The following is a 20,948-nucleotide window of genomic DNA, read 5'->3' on the forward strand; positions in this document are numbered from 1 at the left end:
AAGAATGAGCGATGTGACGGTACGGCAACTCGCCGAAGTGGTCGGCATTCCGCTGGACCGACTGCTTACGCAGTTGGGCGATGCGGGTTTGGAAAAAAACGACGCGGACGATGTTCTCAGCGACACCGAAAAGCTTCAGTTTCTGAGTTATTTGAGACAAAGCCACGGCAAGAGTCTGGGCGAAAGCGCCGAGCCGAAGCGGGTGACGCTGCAGCGGCGCACGGTCAGCGAACTGAAGCAGGGCAAGATTCCCGGCAAGGGCGTCAAGACCATCAGCGTGGAAGTCCGAAAGAAGCGAACCTACGTTAAACGCAGCGAGCTTCCCGAATTGAGCGAACGGCGCTCCGAGGTCGAAAAGGCCCGCCAGGCGCTCGAGGAGCAGCAGAGAGAAATCGAGGCTCAGGAAGCTTTGCGCGCTCAGCAGGAAGAAGCCCGGCGCAAGGCCTTGGAAGAAGAAGAGAGAAAGAAGCGCGAGGAAGCGGAGAGGGCGGCCGAGCAGCAGCGCTTGCTCGAAGAAGCCAGACGCGCGGAAGAAGAGCGGCAGCGCGAGGAGGCCATGCGTATTGCCGAGGAGCAGCGGCGGGCGGCGGAGGCGGCCGGCGCGGAAGAGCGCAAAGCGCCTGCGGCCGAGGCGAAGCCTATCAAAAAACCCGCCGCCCCGATCGAGCGGGAGGAAGCGGAAGTTCCGCGGCATATCGATTCCGAAGCCAAGCGCGCCAAAAAGAAGGTGGGAGCCGAGCGACCCAAGGGCCGCGGTGAAGGTGCGCGCGAGCCCTTCGGTCTTGACGATTCGAGAAGGGACAAGAAGAAAAAGCTTAAAGTTACCAAGGGGCCCATTGCATTTCCGGAAGTCAGACATGGATTCGAGAAGCCGACCGCTCCGGTGATACGCGAAGTGGCCATTCCCGCATCCATCACGGTATCGGATTTGGCCCAACGGATGTCCGTCAAGGCGACCGAAGTCATCAAAACATTGATGGGTATGGGCGTCATGGCCACCATCAACCAGGTGCTCGATCAGGATACGGCCATCTTGGTGGTCGAAGATCTAGGACATAAAGCGATACCCCAGGTCGAGAACGCGCTGGAAGCCGAGATCATGGCTACCATGTCGGTGGCTTCGGAGGCCGAGCACTTGCCGAGAGCGCCGGTGGTCACCATCATGGGGCACGTCGACCACGGCAAAACCTCGTTGCTCGACTATATCCGCAAGAGTCGGGTCGCCGCCAGCGAAGCGGGCGGCATTACCCAGCACATCGGCGCTTATCAGGTCAAGACGGCGCACGGTGCCGTGACTTTCTTGGACACGCCCGGCCACGCCGCATTCACGGCGATGCGCGCACGCGGCGCCAAGGTCACGGATATCGTGGTGTTGGTGGTCGCTGCCGACGACGGCGTGATGCCGCAGACTCGCGAAGCGGTGGATCATTCCCGCGCCGCTAATGTCCCCCTGGTCGTGGCGGTGAACAAGGTCGATAAGCCGGAAGCCGATCCGGACCGGGTAAAACAGGAACTCACGGGGCTCAATGTGGTTCCCGAAGAATGGGGCGGCGACACCCAGTTCGTGAATGTTTCCGCCAAGACCGGACAGGGCATCGATGCGCTGCTCGATGCCATTCTGGTGCAGGCGGAGGTGCTCGAACTCAAGGCGCCTTTCGGCATTCCCGCCAGCGGCGTAGTGTTGGAATCCAAGCTCGAAAAGGGGCGGGGGCCCGTGGCGGACATTCTTGTCCAGCAGGGGCAGCTCAAAAAGGGCGATTTCATCCTGTGCGGCATGGAATTCGGCCGCGTGAGGGCGATGTTCAACGAAAACGGTAAGCCGGTGAAAGAGGCGGGACCGTCCATGCCCGTCGAGGTGCTGGGTTTGTCGGGCGCGCCGAACGCCGGCGACGAGTTCATCGTCGTGGCGGACGAGCGCAAGGCGCGTGAAATCGCCCTGCACCGCGAAGAAAAGCTGCGCGTCAGCAAGCTGGCCGCGCAGCAGGCGACCAAGCTCGAGGATGTGTTCTCGCGCATGGAGAGCGGCGAAAGCGTCGATCTGAACCTGATCATCAAGGCCGATGTGCAAGGCAGCCTCGAAGCGCTAAGAACGTCGGTGACGGAGCTTTCGACCGACAAGGTCAAGGTGAAGGTGGTTGCCGGCGGCGTCGGCGGAATTAACGAATCCGACGCCAACCTGGCTCTGGCATCCAATGCCATCATCATCGGGTTCAACGTCCGTGCCGACGCGGGCGCCCGCAAGATAATCGAGGAGCGCGGCATCGATTTGCACTATTACGGCGTGATTTACGATGTCATCGACGAGATCAAGAAGTCCATCAATGGCATGCTGGAGCCGGAATTCAAGGAGCAGATCGTCGGCGTTGCCGAGGTTCGCGACGTGTTCCGCCATCCGAAGTTCGGCGCCATCGCCGGCTGCATGGTGGTGGACGGCCACGTCAAACGGAATCTGCCCATCCGCGTGCTGAGGGACAACGTGGTTGTTTTCGAAGGCCAGTTGGATTCCCTGCGCCGCTTCAAGGAAGACGTCGGCGACGTCAAGGCGGGCATGGAATGCGGCGTGGGCGTGAAGAACTATAACGACATCAAAATAGGCGACCAAATCGAAGTATTCGAAAAGGTGCAGGTGCAGCGCTAGACGATTTGACGAAAAGACGGTCTAAAGCGATATGCCGAGAGAGTTCAAGCGAAGCGACCGGGTCGCTTCGCAGATACAGCGGGAGTTGGCCGATCTTATCCGGACGCAGGTGAAAGAGCCGCGCCTTGGAATGACGACGGTGAGCGATGCGATAGTGAGCCGCGATCTTGCGGTGGCCAAGGTTTTCGTGACCTTTTTGGGAGCCGCGGAACCGGCCGAGAAATGCGTTGCGATTTTATCGGCAATGACTCCCATGCTGCGCCGCGAACTGGGAAAACGCCTCCGTATCCGCAACATGCCCGAGATTCACTTCATTTACGATGATTCTATCGAGCGCGGCATGCGCATGGATGCCCTCCTGGACCGACTGCGCGAAGAGCCGAAAAGAGAAGAAGAATAGGTTATGAGCCGCCGTACCGATTTGCGCTCCGTCAACGGCATCGTTCTGCTGGACAAAGCCTCCGGCATGACGTCGAACGCGGCGCTGCAAAAGACCAAGCGAATACTGAAAGCGCGGAAGGCCGGACATACCGGCAGCCTCGATCCCCTCGCCAGCGGTTTGCTCCCGATTTGTCTGGGCGAAGCCACGAAATTGTCCGGATTTCTCCTGAATACGGACAAGCGCTACCGGGTGACGGTCCGGCTGGGCGTGACGACGCGCACCGGCGATTCCGAGGGAGAAACGATCGACACGAAGCCGGTTCGTCCGTTGAGCGAGGAGGTGCTCGAGCCGGTCCTGGCTGGTTTTCGCGGCGAAATCCTTCAGATCCCGCCCATGTACTCCGCGCTCAAGCATCAGGGGCGGCGTCTCTACGATTTGGCCCGCCAAGGCATCGAGGTGGCGCGGGAGCCCCGTCGCGTGGTCATTCATGCGTTGAAGCTCCTGAATTTCGATGCCTCGAGTCTGGAATTGGACGTCGAGTGCTCTAAAGGCACGTATATTCGAACCTTGGCCGAGGATATCGGTGAAGCGCTGGGTTGCGGCGGTCATGTCGAGACGTTGAGGCGGACGGGCGTGGGGGATTTATCGGTTGCCGAATCCCATACCCTGGACTTCATGGGAACGCTCGATGAAGACGAGTTGCCGAAGCTGGTTTTGCCGATGGATCGTATCGTATCGACCCTGCCGGCCGTTCATCTGAGCGACGAGCTCGGATTTTACGTTCGAAAGGGTCAAGCCGTCCTGGTTCCCAAAGCTCCGGTCCAGGGATGGGTCAGGCTGTACGCGCAGCAGTCGGTTTTCATGGGCGTGGGCGAGATTCTCGACGACGGGCGGGTGACGCCGCGGCGTCTGGTCAAGACGGCGCCGAGCAGTGCTCGAGGTTTGCTCTGTTGAGTCGCCCGGACTGTCCATTGTTCGGGCTCGGTGGCTTTTCGATTGAAACCTATCCGGAGCTACAGTTACAATTATGAGTTTATTGAATAACCAAATGATTCAGGAGATGAAAAATGGCCTTTGAAGCAGCAGAGAAGAGCGCTGTAGTGCAAGAATACCAGCGCGCGGCGAATGATACCGGTTCGCCGGAAGTCCAGGTGGCGTTGCTCACCGCCCGGATCAACCATCTTACCCCCCACTTCGCCACGCACAAGAAAGATCATCATTCCCGGCGCGGCTTGTTGCGCCTGGTCAATCAGCGTCGCAAGTTATTGGACTATCTGAAGAACAAGGACTCCGACCGTTATCGGACTTTGATTGAACGATTGGGCCTACGTAAGTAATTGTTCACCCGGTAAAGGTATTATCGTGAATCCGATTCGGAAACAGTTTAAGTACGGCGAATGTCTCGTTACCTTCGAGACCGGCGAAATTGCGCGCCAGACGGATGCCGCCGTTATGGTGGACATGGCCGGAACCGTGGTTCTGGTCACCGTCGTTGGCGAAAAAGAGGCCTCTCCCGAGACCGATTTCTTTCCGCTGACCGTCAACTATCAGGAAAAAGCCTACGCGGCAGGTCGCATTCCCGGCGGCTTTTTCAAGCGCGAAGGGCGGCCGAGCGAGAAAGAAACTCTGACCGCGCGTTTGATCGACCGGCCTATTCGCCCGCTTTTTCCCGAAGGGTTCACCAATGAGGTTCAGGTCGTTGCCACGGTTCTCTCCCTGAACCCCGAAGTCGATCCGGATATTCCCTCCATGCTGGGGGCCTCGGCAGCCCTCGCGCTTTCCGGCATGCCTTTCCGGGGGCCGATCGGCGCGGCGCGCGTCGGCTACATCGATGGGCAGTTCGTGCTCAATCCTTCCAGCCCGGCTCTCAAGGCATCGAAGCTGGACTTGGTGGTTGCCGGCACGGAGAAGGCGGTTCTGATGGTCGAATCCGAAGCCGATATGCTCTCGGAAGAGATCATGCTCGGAGCCGTGCTGTTCGGCCACGAACACATGCAGACCGCCATCAAGGCGATTCATGAACTGGTCGAAACGGTCGGCGTCACACCTTGGAACTGGGCACCGCCCGCTGCCAACGCGGCGCTATATCAAGCCGTAAAGGATTTTTCGGCAGCGCAAATTGCCGAGGCGTATCAAACGGCGGATAAGCAGACGCGCCAGCAAAAGCTCAGAGAGATTCGCAAGGCCGCGGTGGAGGCTCTAACGGCGGAAGGCCATGCCGAAGGCGCGATTCGCGGCATGTTGGAGAAACTGGAATCGGATGTGGTCCGCTGGCGGATCTTGGACGAATCCAAGCGCATCGACGGACGGGACCTGAAAACCGTACGGCCGATCACGATACGCACGGGCGTGCTGCCGCGCACTCACGGCTCCGCCCTGTTCACCCGAGGCGAAACCCAGGCTCTGGTGGTCGCCACCCTCGGCACCGGGCGCGATGCTCAATTGATCGATGCGATAGAAGGGGAATACAAAGAATCCTTCATGTTGCACTACAACTTCCCGCCTTTTTCGGTGGGAGAGATCGGGCCCATCGGCGCGCCGAAACGGCGTGAGATCGGGCACGGCAGGCTGGCAAAACGCGGCGTGCAGGCGATCATGCCCAACCTCGACGATTTTCCGTACGTGATCCGAGTCGTCTCGGAAATCACCGAATCCAACGGATCCAGCTCCATGGCCTCGGTCTGCGGCGCCAGTCTGGCACTGATGGATGCGGGCGTTCCCACCAGAGCGCCGGTTGCGGGAATCGCCATGGGATTGATCAAGGAAGGCGATCGTTTCGCGGTGCTCTCGGACATCATGGGCGATGAAGACCATTTGGGCGATATGGATTTCAAGGTCGCCGGGTCCAGCGATGGCGTAACCGCTTTGCAAATGGACATCAAGATCGACGGCATTACGCCCGAAATCATGCGCCAGGCGCTCGATCAAGCCAAAGAGGGACGCCTGCACATCCTGGCGAAAATGGCCGAAGCTTTGCCGGCTCCTCGCAAAGAAATGTCGGATTTCGCGCCGCGCATCATGAGCTTCACCATCGATCCGAGCAAAATTCGCGACGTGATCGGCAAGGGCGGCGCGACGATCCGCGCCATCACCGAAGAGACGGGCGCCAGTATCGACATCAGCGATGACGGCGTGGTTAAGGTGGCGTCGGTCGACAAAGAGGCCGGGATGGAGGCGCGTCGGCGCATCGAGGCCATCACCGCCGAAGTCGAGGTGGGAAAGGTTTACGAAGGCCGCGTGGCTAGATTGATGGACTTCGGCGCATTCGTAACGATCCTCCCGGGCAAGGACGGACTGGTCCATATTTCGCAGATTTCGTTCGAACATGTGGAAAAGGTCAGCGACAAGCTGGCCGAAGGCGATATCGTCAAGGTCAAGGTTCTCGAGATCGATCGCCAGGGCAGGGTACGCCTCAGCATGAAAGCCATCGACTAGGACCGCATATCCGGCGGGGCTCCGGCTCCGCCGTTCCGGAATTTTCGAACATCTTATCCGATCGGGGTCTTATACGGTTTTCCGGCTTCCTCCCGGACCAGTCTAGGCAGCAAATAGCCCGGCAACGATTCCCGTAGAGATTGGTAAATCGTTAGCGCCTCTTCCATCGGCACGTCGAAATGGCCGGTTCCCCTGGCTTTGTCCAAGACGTGCAAATAATACGGCAGCACGCCGTTTTCGAAGAGCGTTTCGCTCAGCCCGACAAGGACTTCGGCGTCGTCATTCACGTCTTTCAGCAATACGGTTTGGTTGAGCAGCGGAATTCCGGCTTTCCGGAGCGCGTCCAATCCGTCTTTTACTTCGTCGTCAAATTCGTTCGCATGATTCGAATGAATCACGACCACGCTTTTCAGGCGGGTCTCCGTCAAGCTGGCGATCAGTTGCGATGTGATGCGACCCGGCAGAACGATCGGGAGTCGGGTGTGAATCCTAAGTCGTCCGACGTGCCGGATTTCAGCGATTTTCCGGATTAACTCGGCCAGGCGTTCGTCGCTCAGCGCCAAGGGATCGCCGCCGCTGAGAATGACTTCGCCGATGCTTGGATCGCCTCGAACGGCATCGAGCGCGTCCTGTTCCTGTCGTTTGCCGATCAAATTCGCATCGTACGGAAAATTTCGCCTGAAACAGTAGCGGCAGTGGATGGCGCAGGCGCCGGTGGCGATCAGCAAGACCCGTCCGCGATATTTATGGAGTACTCCGGGGGCGGCAACGGCTTTCAAGTCGCCCACCGGATCGCTCGTGAAATTCGGATGCTCGATGAGTTCCCGCGCATCGGGCAGCACCTGAAGCAAAAGCGGATCGCGCGGGTTCCGCTTCTTCATCCGCCGGGCGTAGCTGCGCGTGACGCGAAACGAAAACGACTCCGTTGCCTGCCGGAATTCCGGACGATGGATTTCATCCAACTCCAAGAAAGCGAGAAGGTCGGCGGGTTTGGTAAAAGAATCGGCCAGCTCGGTCAGCCAGGGCGTTTTCATAAGGAGCAGGTTTCTTAGGGCAAAGCGGTACATTATAATGCCCCGCATTTTTTGAGTTAACTGAAGCGAACGAGGAGAGAATGGCGACATTCAGCACGAATGAATTCAGAGGCGGTTTAAAAGTGATGCTCGACGGCGATCCCTGTTCGATCATCGAAAACGAATTCGTGAAGCCGGGCAAGGGGCAGGCATTCAACCGCGTAAAGTTGCGCAACCTCAAGACGGGCCGCGTCATCGAGCGCACCTTCAAATCCGGAGAAACATTGGAAGGGGCGGACGTCGTCGATACGGAAATGCAATATCTGTACAATGACGGTGAGCAGTGGCACTTCATGGTTCCGGAAAGCTTCGAGCAGTATGCTGCCGATACCAACACGGTCGGCGATGCCAAGAAGTGGCTCAAAGAGCAGGATGTGTGCATCGTCACCCTGTACAACGGCACGCCTATTTCCGTCACGCCGCCCAATTTCGTAGAGCTGACGATCGTTGAAACCGATCCCGGCATACGCGGCGATACGTCCGGCGGCGGCGGAAAGCCGGCGACTCTGGACACCGGGGCAGTGGTCAGGGTGCCCCTGTTCGTGCAAACCGGGGAGGTGATCAAGGTCGACACCCGTACCGGCGAGTATGTATCGCGGGTCAAATAACGGATTTTCACGATCGGCGGCGGGCCTCCGGGCGTCCGCCGCATCCCCCGGTTTGAAGCCAAAGCATTTTCCCCGGCCATGATCGAATGGCGCCCCGGCTGTCCGTTGGCCGCGCTAAAAAAACGGGCGGAACTGTTCGCCGCAATCCGGCGTTTTTTTGCGGCAAGAGACGTCATGGAGGTCGAAACGCCGTTACTCTGCCGCGCCGGAGTGACCGACCCGAATCTCCATCCTTTTACGACCTCCTTGCGTCGACCGGGCGAATCCGGCGGCGATCTGCTTTACCTGCAAACTTCCCCCGAGTTCGCGATGAAGCGCCTGCTGGCGGCGGGCAGCGGCTCGATCTATCAGATTTGCAAAGCCTTCCGGAATGAAGAGTCCGGCCGCTATCACAATCCCGAGTTCACGCTTCTGGAATGGTACAGGGTAGGATTCACCCTGGCTCGATTGATCGACGAAATCGATGCGTTGCTTGCGGAAATCTGCCGTAACGATCTAAGGCTAGGGCCATCCGAGCGATTTGGTTACCGAGATCTGTTTCGCGAGCATATAGGCGTCGACCCGCTGCTTGCTTCGTTCGAGGAGCTTGCGGAATGCTCGAAGAGCCAGGAGTTGCCGGAGGCCGAAGCGCTTTGCGGCGAAGATCGTTCCTTGTGGCTCGATCTGCTCTTCAGCCATCGAATCCAGCCCCGCCTTGGGCGAGGGCGGGTCGCTTTCGTTTGCGATTTCCCCGCTTTTCTTCCTTCCCTCGCGCGAAAAAAGCCCGATGATCCTCTCGTGGTGGAACGGGTGGAGATATTTCTCGAAGGATTGGAACTGGGCAACGGGTTTTACGAACTGGCCGACGCGGTCGAGCAGGAAGAACGCTTCGATCGGGATTTGGCCGTCCGCGCAGAAAGCGGCCTGCCGTTGCCGGCTAAAGACGAGCGTTTATTGGCGGCGCTCGGAAGCGGTCTGCCGGACTGCGCCGGCATAGCCTTGGGCTTGGATCGCCTGCTGATGATCATGATGCGGGCCGGATCCATCGACGACGTTTTGGCGTTTCCGACGGCACGGGCTTAGCCGCGGAACAGCGTTGAAAGCACGGGAGTCTTACAGCGACGGATGGGCGGGCGGCGATTGGGCCATCAGCGCCTTTTCTTTTTCGTAAGCGCTCTGGCAGGCGATGCAGCGCGCAGCCGTGGGGTTCGCTTCGAGTCTCGCCAAAGCGATGGGTTGTTCGCAATCGACGCAAATTCCGAATTCCCGGCTGCCGATGCGGATCAGCGCGGATTCTATCTCGCGGATTTCTTGAACGTGCCGATCTATGGTCTGGAGTTCCATATCGATAGCCAGGCTGGCAACCGACGCTTCTTCCTGATCGTGGACTTCGCCGGCGACATCGGTGAAGTGCTGACGGTCCGCGCGGATGACTTCTTCGCGAATTCCCTGGCGCACTTCCGAAAGACGCTCCTGAAGTCTTTTGCGAAATGCTTCGATCTGTTCGTCTGTGAGGTGCGGCGGCATGATCTTATCCTTTCTTCGCTGGAAACCGGATCGCGATTGCGGCGACGTCAAGGATTATCCGGATCGCACGATCCGGTCCTGATCCAAATGCCGTAGTCGCAGCGCAGCAGCGCATCGCCGCTACACACATAGCTGCCGTGAGAATACCTTTTGTCGTTGAAGTAGCAGACCGGTTCGCCGGGCACTTGCTGCTTCAACACGGAATAGTCGTCTGCGAATTCCTCGAGAATCGGCGAGGTTTTAAGCTCAGGATCGGGGGAACCGACCTGGGGTTTGGCGATGCGTTCGGGCACGGCGGTTCCTTGCGTCAGCACTTCGATATCGAAGGCGATCCATTATCGGCCCGGCATTCCCGTCAAAAAATACGTGCTATTCCCATCGCTCAATCATTTTGACTCGCGGGGTAACTCCGCACAGCAGCGCATATGGAATCGTCGAGGCATGGCGAGCGATTTCCTCGACAGGTAAACCCTTGCCCCATAAGATGATTTCGTCCCCGATCCGGGCGTCGGGACAATCGGTGAGATCGAGCGTGATCATGTCCATGGACACGCGCCCGACCAGGCGCGCCCGGCGGCCCCGAATCAGCACCGGAGTACCGGACCGGGCATGGCGCGGATAACCGTCGCCATAGCCGACCGAGGCGATTCCGATGCGGGTCGGATACGGGCAAATCCAGTCTCCTCCATAACCCACGGCATCGCCGGCTTCGAGGTTTTTTATGGCGATGAGCCAGCTCCGGAAGGTCATGACCGGCGTGAGCCCTTCGTCCGGACCCGTGCGATCGGGAAACGGCGACGCGCCATAAAGCACGAGGCCCGGACGGATCCAGTCCGCGCGCGCAGCGTCCCAAGCCAGAAGCCCGGCCGAATTGGCGATGCTGCACTCGGTTCGGATGTCGTGGAGCACGCTTTTGAACAGGTCCAGTTGTTTTGCGGTGATCGTATCGTGCAAGTCGTCGGCGTTGGCCAGATGGGTCATCACCGGAACCGGCTGAAGCACGGCGGGACATTGTCGCAGCCGCGAATAGCAGGACAAAAACTCGTCCGCCGGCAAGCCGAGCCTGTGCATGCCCGTATCCAGTTTCACCCAGATCGACAAGCGCTCGGCGGGGGCAATGCGTTCTAAAAGCGCCACCTGAAACGGGGAGTGGATCACGGGTTCCAGTCCATAGCGGATATGGCGTTCCAGTTCTTCTCGGTCGGCGAACCCTTGCAGCACGGCGATGCGCTGTTTTATGCCCGCGTCCCGCAGGGCGATGCCTTCATCGACGCGAGCCACGGCGAAAGCGTCCGCCTCGGCCAGCGCCTTGGCCATCCGGATCAATCCGTGGCCGTAGGCGTTGGCCTTGATGACCGCCATGACCTTCGCTCGTGGCGCGAAAGCCCGGATACGCGCCAAATTATGCACGACCGCGCTCAGATCGATCTCGGCATAGGCAGAACGAACCATAATCAGAAAGCCTCGTCCGCGTAAGGATCCGAGATGAAGTTTTCGAAGCGCGTATATTGACCGAGGAAGGTCAGGCGTACGGTGCCGATGGGACCGTTACGCTGCTTGGCGATGATGATCTCGGCGGTTCCCTTGTCAGCGGAATCGGGGTTATAGACCTCGTCGCGGTAGATGAACACGATCAGGTCAGCATCCTGCTCGATGGAGCCGGATTCGCGCAGATCCGACGGTACCGGGCGCTTGTTGGGGCGCTGTTCCAGGTTGCGGTTGAGCTGCGAAAGGGCGATCACCGGAACGTTCAGTTCCTTGGCCAGCGCCTTGAGCGAGCGGGAAATTTCCGAGATTTCCGCCACCCGGTTTTCGCCGCCGGAACACTGCATGAGCTGGAGATAATCCAGCACCACCAGCCCCAGTTGCCCGTGTTCGCGGGCCAGGCGGCGACAGCGGGCGCGCACTTCGGTGGGCGTCAGGGCCGGGGTGTCGTCGATGAACAGCTTGGTTTCCGCCAGAATGTTGATGGCGGAGGTCATGCGCGGCCATTCGTCGTCCTCCAGCTTGCCGGTGCGCACCCGGTGCTGGTCGATGCGGCCCAGCGACGACATCATGCGCATGGCCAGTTGCTCGCCCGGCATTTCCATGCTGAACACGGCCACCGGAATCTGCTCCTTGATGGCCACGTTTTCGGCGATGTTCATGGCAAATGTGGTTTTTCCCATGGATGGCCGGCCGGCGATGATGATGAGATCGGAGGCTTGCATGCCCGAGGTCATGTCGTCGAAATCGCTGAAGCCGGTGCTGGCCCCGGTGATGTGCCCCTCCTTGTGGAACAGCATCTCGATTCGGTCGATGGCGGTCGACAGCAGGGACTTGATGGGTTTGAAGCCGGCGCCGCCGCGCCGCCGCTGATCGGCGATCTGAAAAACCTTTTGCTCGGCGGTTTCGAGCAATTGGGCCAAATCGCGGCTTTCCGGCTGGAAGGCGGAATCGGCGATTTCCGTCCCGGCGTGGATCAACTGCCGCAACACCGACTTTTCGCGGACGATATCGGCATAAGAGGCGATATTGGCCGCGCTGGGCGTCTCCTTGGCCATCATCGCGAGATAGGCGAGTCCTCCCGCTTCTTCCAGAGAACCGGTTTTTTCCAGAACTTCCGACAAAGTGACGACGTCGAACGGGCTCTGTTTTTCCGCGAGCTGCTTGATGGCCCGGAATATGAGCTTGTGGTCCTTGCGGTAGAAATCCTCTTCGCCTACCCGGTCGGCCACCACATCCCAGGTTTGGTTGTCGAGCATCAGGCCGCCCAAAACGGACTGCTCGGCGTGGACGGAATACGGGGGAACGCGGAGAGCGTCCACGGTTTTATCCATCAAACGGGCGCGTTCGGACATGTTCAGCTATTGCGTATGGCTTGAATGATGCGGGTGGTCGAATAATCGCCCAGAAAATCCAGAATCCTGACTTCTCCTCCGTTGGCCAGAACATGCTCGTGGCCGGCGATGTCGCGGATGTCCTTGTAGTCGCCGCCTTTCACGAGAATATCGGGCAGCAGGCGTCCGATGACGTCGCGCGGCGTATCGTCTTCGAACGGCACGACCCAATCGACGCATTCGAGCGCCGCCAGCATCGCCATGCGATGTTCCAGCGGATTGACCGGGCGGCTGTCGCCCTTGAGCCGTTTCACCGAGGCATCGCTGTTGACCAGCACGATAAGCCGGTCGCCCAGGGCACGGGCCTGCCGGAGATATTGAACGTGGCCGGGATGCAGGATGTCGAAGCAACCGTTGGTGACGACGATCTTTTCCCCGTTTCGACGCACCGCGCCGAGCAGGGGCAGAAGTTCGCCGAGTCCGATCGCGCCGCGACGATGGGCGCGCTGACCGTGCAGGGCATAATCCAATTCTTCGAGCGTCACGCTTGCCGTCCCTAGTTTGCCCACGACGATTCCAGCGGCGAGATTTGCAAGGCCGGTAGCGTCCTCCAGCGATGCGCCGGCCGCCAGAGCGGCGGCCAGAGTCGATATGACGGTATCGCCGGCTCCGGTGACATCGTAGACCTCTTTGGCATGGGCTGGCAAATGCCGGGGCGATTCGCCGCGTTGCAGCAAGGTCATGCCGTGTTCGCCGCGGGTGATCAGGAGTCCGACCAGTCCGAGCCGTTCTTGCAGGGCGAGCCCTTTATCCACGAGTTCATGGTCGTCCCGGCAGAGCCCGACCACGGCCTCGAATTCGCCGCGATTGGGCGTGATGATCGTGGCGCCGCGATAGCGGTCGAAATCGGCGCCCTTGGGATCCACCAGCACCGGCTTGCCCGCTTGTCTCGCGAGCCGGATCAGCTCCTGAACCGGATGGAGCGTCCCCTTGCCGTAGTCGGAGAGCACCACGACGTCGGCTTCGGATAATTTCCCGGCGAAATTTTCGAGAAGATGGGATGCGACGCCGTGGAAGCGGTCTTCGAAATCCAGCCGGATGAGCTGTTGATGTCGGCTCAGCACCCTGAGCTTGGTTATGGTCGGCAGCCCCGAAATTCGTTCCACGGCGCAATCGATGCCCGCGGCGTGCAGAAGAGCGATCAGACTTTGTCCGGCCTCGTCTTGCCCGCAATAGCCGATGAGGCCGGCTCGTGCCCCGAGAGTCGCGATATTGAGGGCCACGTTGCCCGCGCCGCCCAGCCGTTCCTCAACGCTGTCGACCCGTACCACCGGGACCGGGGCTTCGGGCGAAATGCGGGAGGTTCCGCCGTGCCAATAGCGATCGAGCATCAAATCGCCGGCGACCAGGATGCGGGCCGGGCCGAAATCAGGGAGCTGCATGGATTTAACGAAACGAAAACGGGGCGATAGGATATCACAAGCACCTGCGGGTTCTTGGGACTCCGCTTCCCGGCGCGGATGGCGGGCGGAATCGGATCGGGGGCCGGCTTGGGCGCGCGGGTTTTGACGGCCGGCCGGCTTCGGAAGCCGGCGCGACAGCCTCGCCCGCGCCGGGGCCGTCGCGCTCGCCGATTTCAGTGAACGGTGATTTCCGCGACCATGCCCGCCTGGTAATGGCCCGGAATATGGCAGCCGATCTCGAATCGTCCGGGCTGATCGAACCGCCAAATCAGTTCCTTGGTTTCGCCCGGATCCACCGTTACGGAATTGGGGCTGTCATGAACCGCGCCGCTGGCCATCTCCTCGGCATGGGTCTGCTGCTCTTCCGGGGTGCCGATGGTCGCTTCGTGCCTTAGCCGGCCGGTATTGGTAACGATCAGGCGCAAGGTCTCTCCGCGGGCGATGGCGAACGACGAGGGATCGTATTTCATGCTGTCGAGAGTTTTGACTTCGATCGTTCGTGTCACGTCTTCGGGTTTGCCGGGTTGGCTCGCAGCCGTTTTTTCATCGGCGGAGTGAACCTCGGAATGATGCGGGTTCCCCGAATCCGGCGATGCGGACGATTCGGAACCGTGCGCCGGCGCGGCGACGGCCAGAACTAAAGCGAGGATGGCGGCGGGATGAATCGAAGCTGGCTTCACGATATTCTCCTTGTCAAAAGAACCTGAAAAGCGTTTTCGGGCATGCGTCGCCCGAAACGGGACGAATTGTAAATTTTATGCGAGACAGGCCGTGTCCGGCGTCCTTATTGCGCCTTGGCCGGCTTTCGAAGTGCCGGGCGGTCGCCGGGCCTGGCGGTTTCGTACCAGGCGACGACCCGTTCGGCTTCCGGATCGCCTTCCTCCGGAGCCCAGGCGGCAAAGTCTTTGTCCTCGACGGGCCGGTAGGGCCCCGGCTTGACCTCGAACATCACCGTTTCAGGCGCCAGAACGACCGCGGCGTGCCAGGTATACGGCGGAATTTCCACCGCCGTGTCGCCTCCCGCGGCGCTCAGGTCGATGCGCTCCAGGACGGTCCCGTCGCCGTCGAATGTCATGACGGAAAAAGCGCCGCGCACCGCCAGCATCAGTTCCCATCCGTCCGGGCGCGCATGCCGGTGGGGACGGACGTAAGTGCCCGGCTCCAGGGCGTTGAACAGGCGCTGGATCGGATCCTCCGGGACCGGGTGAACGTTCAGGTTCTTGCGTAGCCTGGGCGAAGCTGCGGCCTCGCCGCTCAAGCGGAGGAGCTGTTTATCGCTGATCGTTTTCAAGGTATGCATGATGGTCTCCTGTTGCGGCGTTGGCGAGCGTTTCGCGAAGCGGATTCGGACCGGCTTGCCGGCATTCGCCGGGCGCATCCGCCTTTCGGCTCCGACATTTCGGCCCGTGCCTCGCCGATGCCGACGGTAATCTCGCGGCCGGGTCCTGTCCGTAGAATTGCGCGAGAAGATCGTAGACCGCCGGATATTCTCCGCGCACCAGGTCCGGCACTTCGAAAAAGTATTCGCTGAGCACCGCGAAAAATTCGGCCGGCGTCTCGGCGGCATAAGGGTCGATGGGCGTATCTTCCTCCCGGTCCAGGCGGTCGTTGAAATCGGCAAACGCGGCCGTGAACGTGTCGGTCCAGTCCCGTCGGCTCATCCCGCGGCGCAAGTTCGGAAAACCGTCGGCCGTGCCGTTGAGCATGTCCAGCTTGTGAGCCATTTCGTGGATGACGACGTTGTAGCCGTCGCAATATCCCGAGGCCTGGACGTCCGCCCACGACAATATGACCGGGCCGCGCTCCCAGGATTCACCGGTCAGCGCTTCTTCCCATTCGTGCATGACGCCGATGTCGTCGAATTCCGAGCGCGGGCGTATGAATCCGCCCGGATAAACGATTACCGTGCGCCATCCCTCATAGCAGTCGAAATCGAGATTGAGGATCGGGAGACATGCCAGCGCGGCAATCCGGGCGCACGCTCGGTCGTCCAGCGCCATCCCGCCGGCCGGTTCGAAGATCTTCTCGTGCACGAAAAGCGTGGACAATCGATGCAGGCGCTCCCGCTCACCGGGGGTCAGGGATTCGAAAATCGGCAGGCCCGCGAGGGCCGAAAGCCAGGTCGACTCGGGTATCAGTCCGCGCTGAAGAAGCTTGCGGCGGCGCCGTCGGCGGAGCAGGCGAAAAGGTGAGATCATGGCCGACCCAATATCGGGCTCCGGCAATCCGCGCTGATCGCGGCGCAAAGCATGGTTTCGCTGGTCCAGCACATGCACCATGCCGCATCGCGGTCCACGGCGATCCAGCCGTATTCGCGATTTCGCTCGACGGCTTCGCGGTAGATCGATTCCGATGCTTCTACGATGCTGCGGCCGTCCCGCACGCGGGTTTCGAGGCGCACCGCGACGCCGTCGTCGACGATGTGTTCGCCGATGCCGGTGCAGCTGACGGCGGCATGGCCCGAGGCATAATTGCCCGCCACGGTCGCCGAGTCGGAGATCCGCTCGGGGCCGTTGAACCGGCCGCCGCCGGTGGAGGTGGCGGCCGCCAAACGGCCCTGCTTGTCCAGGACGACCGCGCCTACCGTGCCGCTGCCGCTCGGCGGCGCGGCTTGTCGTTCCAGATGGGCGAGCCAGCGCCGCACGCGCTCCGGCGCAGCCGGATTTTGCGGTGCCATGCCGAGCTCGCGCGCCAGGAGCTGGGCTCCCAAGGGGCCGAGCACCGATTCGCTCCGGTCCTGGAGCGCCCGCGCGAGTTCGATGGGGTGGATCATGTGAGTCGCCAGCATGACGCCCGAGAATTTCAGGCGTTCGCCGTCCATCAGCGAGGCGGAGAGCCGGGCTAGTCCGTCGCTTTGCAAGGCCGAACCGGAGCCGGCGTTGAACAGGGCCGATGCCTCCAGCCGCTTGACGACCGCCGCCGCCGCGTCGACGGCGGATTGCCCCCGATCGATCTCGGCCCACGCCGATGCCGCCAGATCCCGGATGAACGCCCGGCGTTTCTCGCTCGATCCGGGATCGGTCTCGAGCGGGCCTGCGCCGCCGTGGATCAGGAGGACCGGGGCGCGGGCGATTTTGGAGAAGAGCTTTTCCATGCGATTCGCTACGGGTTGATGTTTGAACCTAAATCCGGCCGTTGGAAACAACAACCCGGAAAGCCTTCATTCCCGGCCCTTCTCCCGGAGGGAGGGGGGTTGGGGTGAGGGCGTGCGGCCGTTGATGCGGCATGGCGGTCATTTCGGAGATTCAACGGCGGTTTTTAAGTTGAACGAGTGCGGTATTGTAGGCGTTTCTCGGCGTCATCCGGCAGGCGAATAATCCGGCGAGCCGAGGGTCTAACCGCATGCGGGCGCACCTCGTCGCGGGACGGTTGTTCCAGTCCGTGCCGGATCGAGCGAGTCATCGCGTGTTTGTTACCATAAAAACTTGAAATTCTCGATATATCCGTTCAGCGAGACGCGTTCATGTACAACTATTTTGCCCTTTGTCTGGTCGCTTTCGTCGGCATCGTGGCGTTCGACGACGATCCGACTGGCGTATCTCCGCGGGAGTGGATACTCTACGCGGTGTTGCTGTATGCGGCGACCTCGTTCTTCCGCCGTTATCTGGAACGCCTCCGGCAGCAGATACGGAAAGGCGGCTGAGCGTTCCCCGTTTCCGTCGACCTTCCGATGCGCTCAGGTCGCATCCGTTGCAAACAGCTCCAGGTTTTGCAGGACGCGGTCATAGACCAATTGCGAACCGACGATGCGCGCGGCCGAATGCAGCTCGTGCCGGCAGCTTTCGTTCGGCGCGATGAGGTGCTCGACGGTGTGCCCGCGCACCGTCAGGTAATCGGAAATCAAACCGCGGTGGCAGCGCGACGGATCTTTCTCGGCGCACAGGAGCGCCGTCCGGCAACTCCGCGCTCGTTTCAGGATTTGTTCCACGGCTTCGCGGAAGGCCGGCGTTTCCATGTAGGCGGCATACGATCTGAATCCGGGAGCCAGAGCCCGATGTTTCGTTTCCTCCGGCGTCGCCGTTCGCCGTCCGCCCAGGCCGTCGCCTTCCCATTGATACAGAATGCCGGCCCGGGTGAGGGCGCGCGCCAGCGCGGGGCGGTCGAACTGTCTGAAACGCGCGGAGCCGGGTTGGCTCCGGATGTCGACCAGGCACCCGACGCCATGTCTCTTGAGCATGTCGATCAGTTCGCCGGAGCTTCTGTTGCTGTGGCCGATGGAATAGATCTTCATGGTTTCGCTTCCTTTTTGCTGATTGTTTTTCCCGTTTTTCGAGCCGGTGCTTGGTTGGCCGACCCGCGCGTCCGGCAATCCGCCGTTCGAGCCCGTATGTAATGCACTTTTTGCGCTCGAAAAACAATCAGAAGCATTCCGAGTCGGCTTTTCAGAGAGCCTTCAAGTATTCGAGCACGGCCCTCCGTTCCTCGCCGCTCAGACCGTCGCCGAATGTATGTCCGGCGTTGGAATGGCCGGGCAGGGTAGTGTCGTAGATTTTTTTCCTTTCCCGCGAATCTTCGGCGCCGGCTTTTCCCGGTTCGAGTTCGGTGTAGCGCCATCCCAGGGCGGCGGGGTCGTAGTCGGCCGCGGACGATGCGTAGGACCGGGTCCAATATTTCGGCCGCTTGGCGCTGTCGAGCAGGCTCTCGATGGTGGGAACGGAACCGTTGTGGAGATAAGGGGCGGTTATCCAGATCCCGTCCAGGGGCGGAGCGATATAACCCGGTGCCGGCGCAGCGCGGGCCGTCTCGCCATAAAAAGATCGGTTGAACCAGGCGATGAACCGGTCCGACGAGCCGCCGGCGGCGTTCCGGGCCAATACCGGATCGGTGCCGATTTCGTCGAGCCCCGACACCAGATTCGGGTAGCTCGGATGATCGCCATAAGTGCCGTGGCAGCGGGCGCACGCTTGCTCGAACACGGCGCGCCCCCGCTCGGCCAGCGCGATGTCGAGAGCAAACGGCCAAGGCGGCGGTTCGAGCGATGCCAGGTAGGCGCGGATGTCCGGCGCATAGGCGTCGATTTTTCGCACGGTTTCGACCTCGTCGGCGCAGAGTATGGCGCCCAGCATCATGGCGCGCGCCAGGTCGCCGCGTCCTTCGGTGTTGTAGAACAAGGCATTTTTCTTTGCCATGCGCCACCAGGGCGGAACGCTTACCGGCGCCGCCGTTTTGGGCGGCGGCTCGATCAGCGGTCGTTGCGACCACGCCAGGGTCTCGGGATCGCGGTGCGCCATCAGGGCGAGCGTGGTGCCGATGGCCGGATTGGCGCCTACCGTATCGGTGATCATGTATGGCGCCATGGCGCGTATCCGATCGGCCCAGCGCCGCCATTCCACGGCTTCGGCCTCGCCCTCCGCGTAAGCGCCGGCACTCTCCACGGCCACGGTACGGTCCTCCGTGAAATCGAGATTTTCGTTGCCGAGGCCGATGACGAGCTTTCCGTCGAAAAAGCCGGCGTGGCAGGACAGGCAATTGTTCGCCACGAGTTCCACGCCTCGAGGCGTCGTGTACGCGGTGAGATTGTAGGGCAACTCGGCGTTTCGCCCGGGCCTGTCCGGGATCGGGGCCGCGGAATCCGGCGGCGCGGCCGTCTGCTTGTAAATCGAGTAAGGCATGCCGCAGGTCATGTAAGGCGCGTTGAGCAGGGCTTCATAGCCTTTCTGCGGGTCGCCGGGGCGCTGCGGAGCGGACGCCACGGGACCGACGGGCGAACGGGCGACGGTGGTCTGTTCCCTTGAATCGCAGGCCGCCAGTAGGAACGCCGTAACGGCGCCCAGGGCAAGGATCGATGATGTCTGCGGCATGTTCGGCTCACGGGTTGGTGTTCATGTCCGGATCATTCTTGCTCCGGACGGCGCGCCGTCAATAGTTGGCCGACTCGACGAAGCCGTGTCCGGAAAGCGTTTCGCCGCGAGGGCCGCTTCCGGAAACCGTGACCGGGCCGGACCAGGCGCGAGTCGATCGGGCGGCGTCCTGATCTTCGACTAATGGGGATAGGCGCAGTTCGGCCGCGAGATTCGGCAGCCTCACGATCCAGCCTGCCGGGTAACGCGCTCCCGAGACATTCGATCCGTAAGCGCCGGATTCGAGCCGAATCTCGTTTTCGGGAATCGGCAGAGCGCGGCCATCGGCTTCGATCGAGAGTCCACCGGAAAGCGGCGGCGCGCTGCCATCCTTGCGCCGCAATTGAAAAATCAGGATCTCGCGTCCGTCGTCGAGTTGCACTTGATAGCGGTTCAGGGTCACCTGTCCGCCCGGCGGGGCCAATTTTCCCCAACTGCGGCCGAGCCAGGCCTGGCCGGTAACCTCATGCCGGTTCCGGTCGAGCCGAAGCGTGCCGGAAATCGCCAGCCGGCTGAGCAGATACGCGCGCAGAAGCCCGCCCGCCGCGCCCGGAAAGCCTCGGGCCGGCGGCTCGACGGCGGGTTTGCGGGCCTCCAGCCGGAGATCGAGCCGAGCCCCTTCGGCCTCGGCTTGCAGGGCGAAGAACGGACTTTCTCGGGATGGCAGCCGTATCTTCCAGTCATCGAGCCAGATCAGCCCGGCGCCGGGATCGTATCCGCTCATGCCGAGCGCCGCCCTGGCAAAGCGTTCGGACGTCCGATGACGGGCGCGGCGCCCGTCGAGAAATTCAAACAGCCCCCGATAGGCGTCGCGAGCCGCCCAGGCCGACGGTCTTTCGGGTTCGCCGGGCTGGAGGCCGAGCCGGGTAAAGCTCAGCCGAAAGCCGTAACGGTAACCGTCCGGATCATGCATGTATCCGGTGAATTCCCAAATTTCCGCAGGGGCGTCCCGATGAGCGCCGTGATCGAAAGGGAAAGACAAGGGCCGGCCGGAACGGTCGCCCGGGAATTTTTCTGCGATTTTTCGCAAGGTCTTCGCCAGAGACGGGAACGTGGCCGCCGCGCCGGGCGAACTCCGTTCGGGCGGGCGCAGGAACGTCGATGGCAGCATCAGACACAAAAGAACGGCTAGTAGAGCGACGGCGATCCGAACAACAATATGGCCGCGGATATTTGCCATACGA

At 61.2% G+C, this 20,948-nt stretch carries 21 protein-coding genes; 8 read left to right on the forward strand and 13 right to left on the reverse strand.

The features are described from left to right. Positions 1-4: 4 nt before the first annotated feature. From infB to pnp, 5 genes are all read left to right on the forward strand, one after another. Entirely contained in the window at positions 5-2,638 is a 2,634-nt protein-coding gene (gene infB / locus ACWJKU_RS06040; RefSeq protein WP_454146756.1) for a translation initiation factor IF-2, read from the forward strand. Positions 2,639-2,669: 31 nt separating this feature from the next. Continuing rightward, a complete protein-coding gene (rbfA, locus tag ACWJKU_RS06045; RefSeq protein ID WP_454146758.1) occupies positions 2,670-3,038 on the forward strand; it encodes a 30S ribosome-binding factor RbfA in 369 nt (122 codons plus the stop codon). A gap of 3 nt (positions 3,039-3,041) precedes the next feature. After that, the gene (truB, locus tag ACWJKU_RS06050) at positions 3,042-3,974 is read left to right on the forward strand and encodes a tRNA pseudouridine(55) synthase TruB (RefSeq protein ID WP_454146760.1); all 933 of its coding nucleotides are present in this window, start codon (positions 3,042-3,044) and stop codon (positions 3,972-3,974) included. A 113-nt stretch (positions 3,975-4,087) separates the two neighbouring features. Further along, complete coding sequence (gene rpsO / locus ACWJKU_RS06055; RefSeq protein ID WP_454146762.1) at positions 4,088-4,357, forward strand: 30S ribosomal protein S15; 270 nt, start codon at positions 4,088-4,090, stop codon at positions 4,355-4,357. A 25-nt stretch (positions 4,358-4,382) separates the two neighbouring features. Next, positions 4,383-6,455 (forward strand): polyribonucleotide nucleotidyltransferase, encoded by a 2,073-nt coding sequence (gene pnp, locus ACWJKU_RS06060; protein WP_454146764.1) that lies wholly within the window; start codon positions 4,383-4,385, stop codon positions 6,453-6,455. Positions 6,456-6,508: 53 nt separating this feature from the next. Here pnp and epmB read toward each other — a convergent pair whose 3' ends face one another. Then, positions 6,509-7,489, reverse strand: a complete 981-nt coding sequence (gene epmB, locus ACWJKU_RS06065; RefSeq protein WP_454146766.1) for an EF-P beta-lysylation protein EpmB — start codon at positions 7,487-7,489, stop codon at positions 6,509-6,511. 80 nt (positions 7,490-7,569) lie between these two features. Here epmB and efp point away from each other — a divergent pair, with 80 nt between their 5' ends. After that, positions 7,570-8,136, forward strand: a complete 567-nt coding sequence (gene efp, locus ACWJKU_RS06070) for an elongation factor P (RefSeq protein WP_454146768.1) — start codon at positions 7,570-7,572, stop codon at positions 8,134-8,136. A 78-nt stretch (positions 8,137-8,214) separates the two neighbouring features. After that, on the forward strand, positions 8,215-9,198 hold the full coding sequence (gene epmA, locus ACWJKU_RS06075) for an EF-P lysine aminoacylase EpmA (RefSeq protein WP_454146770.1): 984 nt from the start codon (positions 8,215-8,217) through the stop codon (positions 9,196-9,198). Between the two features lie 30 nt (positions 9,199-9,228). On the opposite strand, the gene ACWJKU_RS06080 is transcribed toward epmA, so the two are convergent. From ACWJKU_RS06080 to ACWJKU_RS06120, 9 genes are all read right to left on the reverse strand, one after another. Next, positions 9,229-9,642: a TraR/DksA family transcriptional regulator gene (locus tag ACWJKU_RS06080; protein WP_454146772.1), complete on the reverse strand. Its 414-nt coding sequence runs from the start codon at positions 9,640-9,642 to the stop codon at positions 9,229-9,231. Between the two features lie 47 nt (positions 9,643-9,689). Beyond that, on the reverse strand, positions 9,690-9,956 hold the full coding sequence (locus ACWJKU_RS06085) for a DUF1496 domain-containing protein (protein ID WP_454146774.1): 267 nt from the start codon (positions 9,954-9,956) through the stop codon (positions 9,690-9,692). 55 nt (positions 9,957-10,011) lie between these two features. Then, complete coding sequence (alr, locus tag ACWJKU_RS06090; RefSeq protein ID WP_454146776.1) at positions 10,012-11,094, reverse strand: alanine racemase; 1,083 nt, start codon at positions 11,092-11,094, stop codon at positions 10,012-10,014. A 2-nt stretch (positions 11,095-11,096) separates the two neighbouring features. Then, a complete protein-coding gene (dnaB, locus tag ACWJKU_RS06095) occupies positions 11,097-12,482 on the reverse strand; it encodes a replicative DNA helicase (RefSeq protein ID WP_454146778.1) in 1,386 nt (461 codons plus the stop codon). A 2-nt stretch (positions 12,483-12,484) separates the two neighbouring features. Then, positions 12,485-13,903 (reverse strand): bifunctional D-glycero-beta-D-manno-heptose-7-phosphate kinase/D-glycero-beta-D-manno-heptose 1-phosphate adenylyltransferase HldE, encoded by a 1,419-nt coding sequence (gene hldE / locus ACWJKU_RS06100; RefSeq protein WP_454146780.1) that lies wholly within the window; start codon positions 13,901-13,903, stop codon positions 12,485-12,487. 194 nt (positions 13,904-14,097) lie between these two features. Then, a complete protein-coding gene (locus tag ACWJKU_RS06105; protein WP_454146782.1) occupies positions 14,098-14,604 on the reverse strand; it encodes a cupredoxin domain-containing protein in 507 nt (168 codons plus the stop codon). A 104-nt stretch (positions 14,605-14,708) separates the two neighbouring features. Next, a complete protein-coding gene (locus ACWJKU_RS06110) occupies positions 14,709-15,224 on the reverse strand; it encodes a WbuC family cupin fold metalloprotein (protein ID WP_454146784.1) in 516 nt (171 codons plus the stop codon). Beyond that, positions 15,196-16,122, reverse strand: a complete 927-nt coding sequence (locus ACWJKU_RS06115) for a M90 family metallopeptidase (protein WP_454146786.1) — start codon at positions 16,120-16,122, stop codon at positions 15,196-15,198. The genes ACWJKU_RS06110 and ACWJKU_RS06115 overlap by 29 nt, the downstream gene beginning before the upstream one ends. Further along, positions 16,119-17,018 (reverse strand): isoaspartyl peptidase/L-asparaginase, encoded by a 900-nt coding sequence (locus tag ACWJKU_RS06120; protein ID WP_454146788.1) that lies wholly within the window; start codon positions 17,016-17,018, stop codon positions 16,119-16,121. Before ACWJKU_RS06120 ends, ACWJKU_RS06115 begins: the two co-directional genes overlap by 4 nt. 369 nt (positions 17,019-17,387) lie before the next feature. Between ACWJKU_RS06120 and ACWJKU_RS06125 the strand changes: the two genes are divergently transcribed. Then, positions 17,388-17,567, forward strand: a complete 180-nt coding sequence (locus ACWJKU_RS06125) for a hypothetical protein (protein ID WP_454146790.1) — start codon at positions 17,388-17,390, stop codon at positions 17,565-17,567. 33 nt (positions 17,568-17,600) lie between these two features. Here the strand turns inward: ACWJKU_RS06125 and ACWJKU_RS06130 are convergent, their stop codons facing one another. The 3 genes from ACWJKU_RS06130 to ACWJKU_RS06140 all read right to left on the reverse strand — a co-directional run bounded on the left by ACWJKU_RS06130 (position 17,601) and on the right by ACWJKU_RS06140 (position 20,944). After that, a complete protein-coding gene (locus ACWJKU_RS06130) occupies positions 17,601-18,155 on the reverse strand; it encodes a DUF488 domain-containing protein (RefSeq protein WP_454146792.1) in 555 nt (184 codons plus the stop codon). A gap of 151 nt (positions 18,156-18,306) precedes the next feature. Beyond that, entirely contained in the window at positions 18,307-19,725 is a 1,419-nt protein-coding gene (locus tag ACWJKU_RS06135) for a c-type cytochrome (RefSeq protein ID WP_454146794.1), read from the reverse strand. Between the two features lie 58 nt (positions 19,726-19,783). Beyond that, a complete protein-coding gene (locus ACWJKU_RS06140) occupies positions 19,784-20,944 on the reverse strand; it encodes a lipocalin-like domain-containing protein (protein ID WP_454146796.1) in 1,161 nt (386 codons plus the stop codon). Between the last annotated feature and the right edge of the window lie 4 nt (positions 20,945-20,948).

The organism is Methylocaldum sp. MU1018, assembly GCF_053646775.1.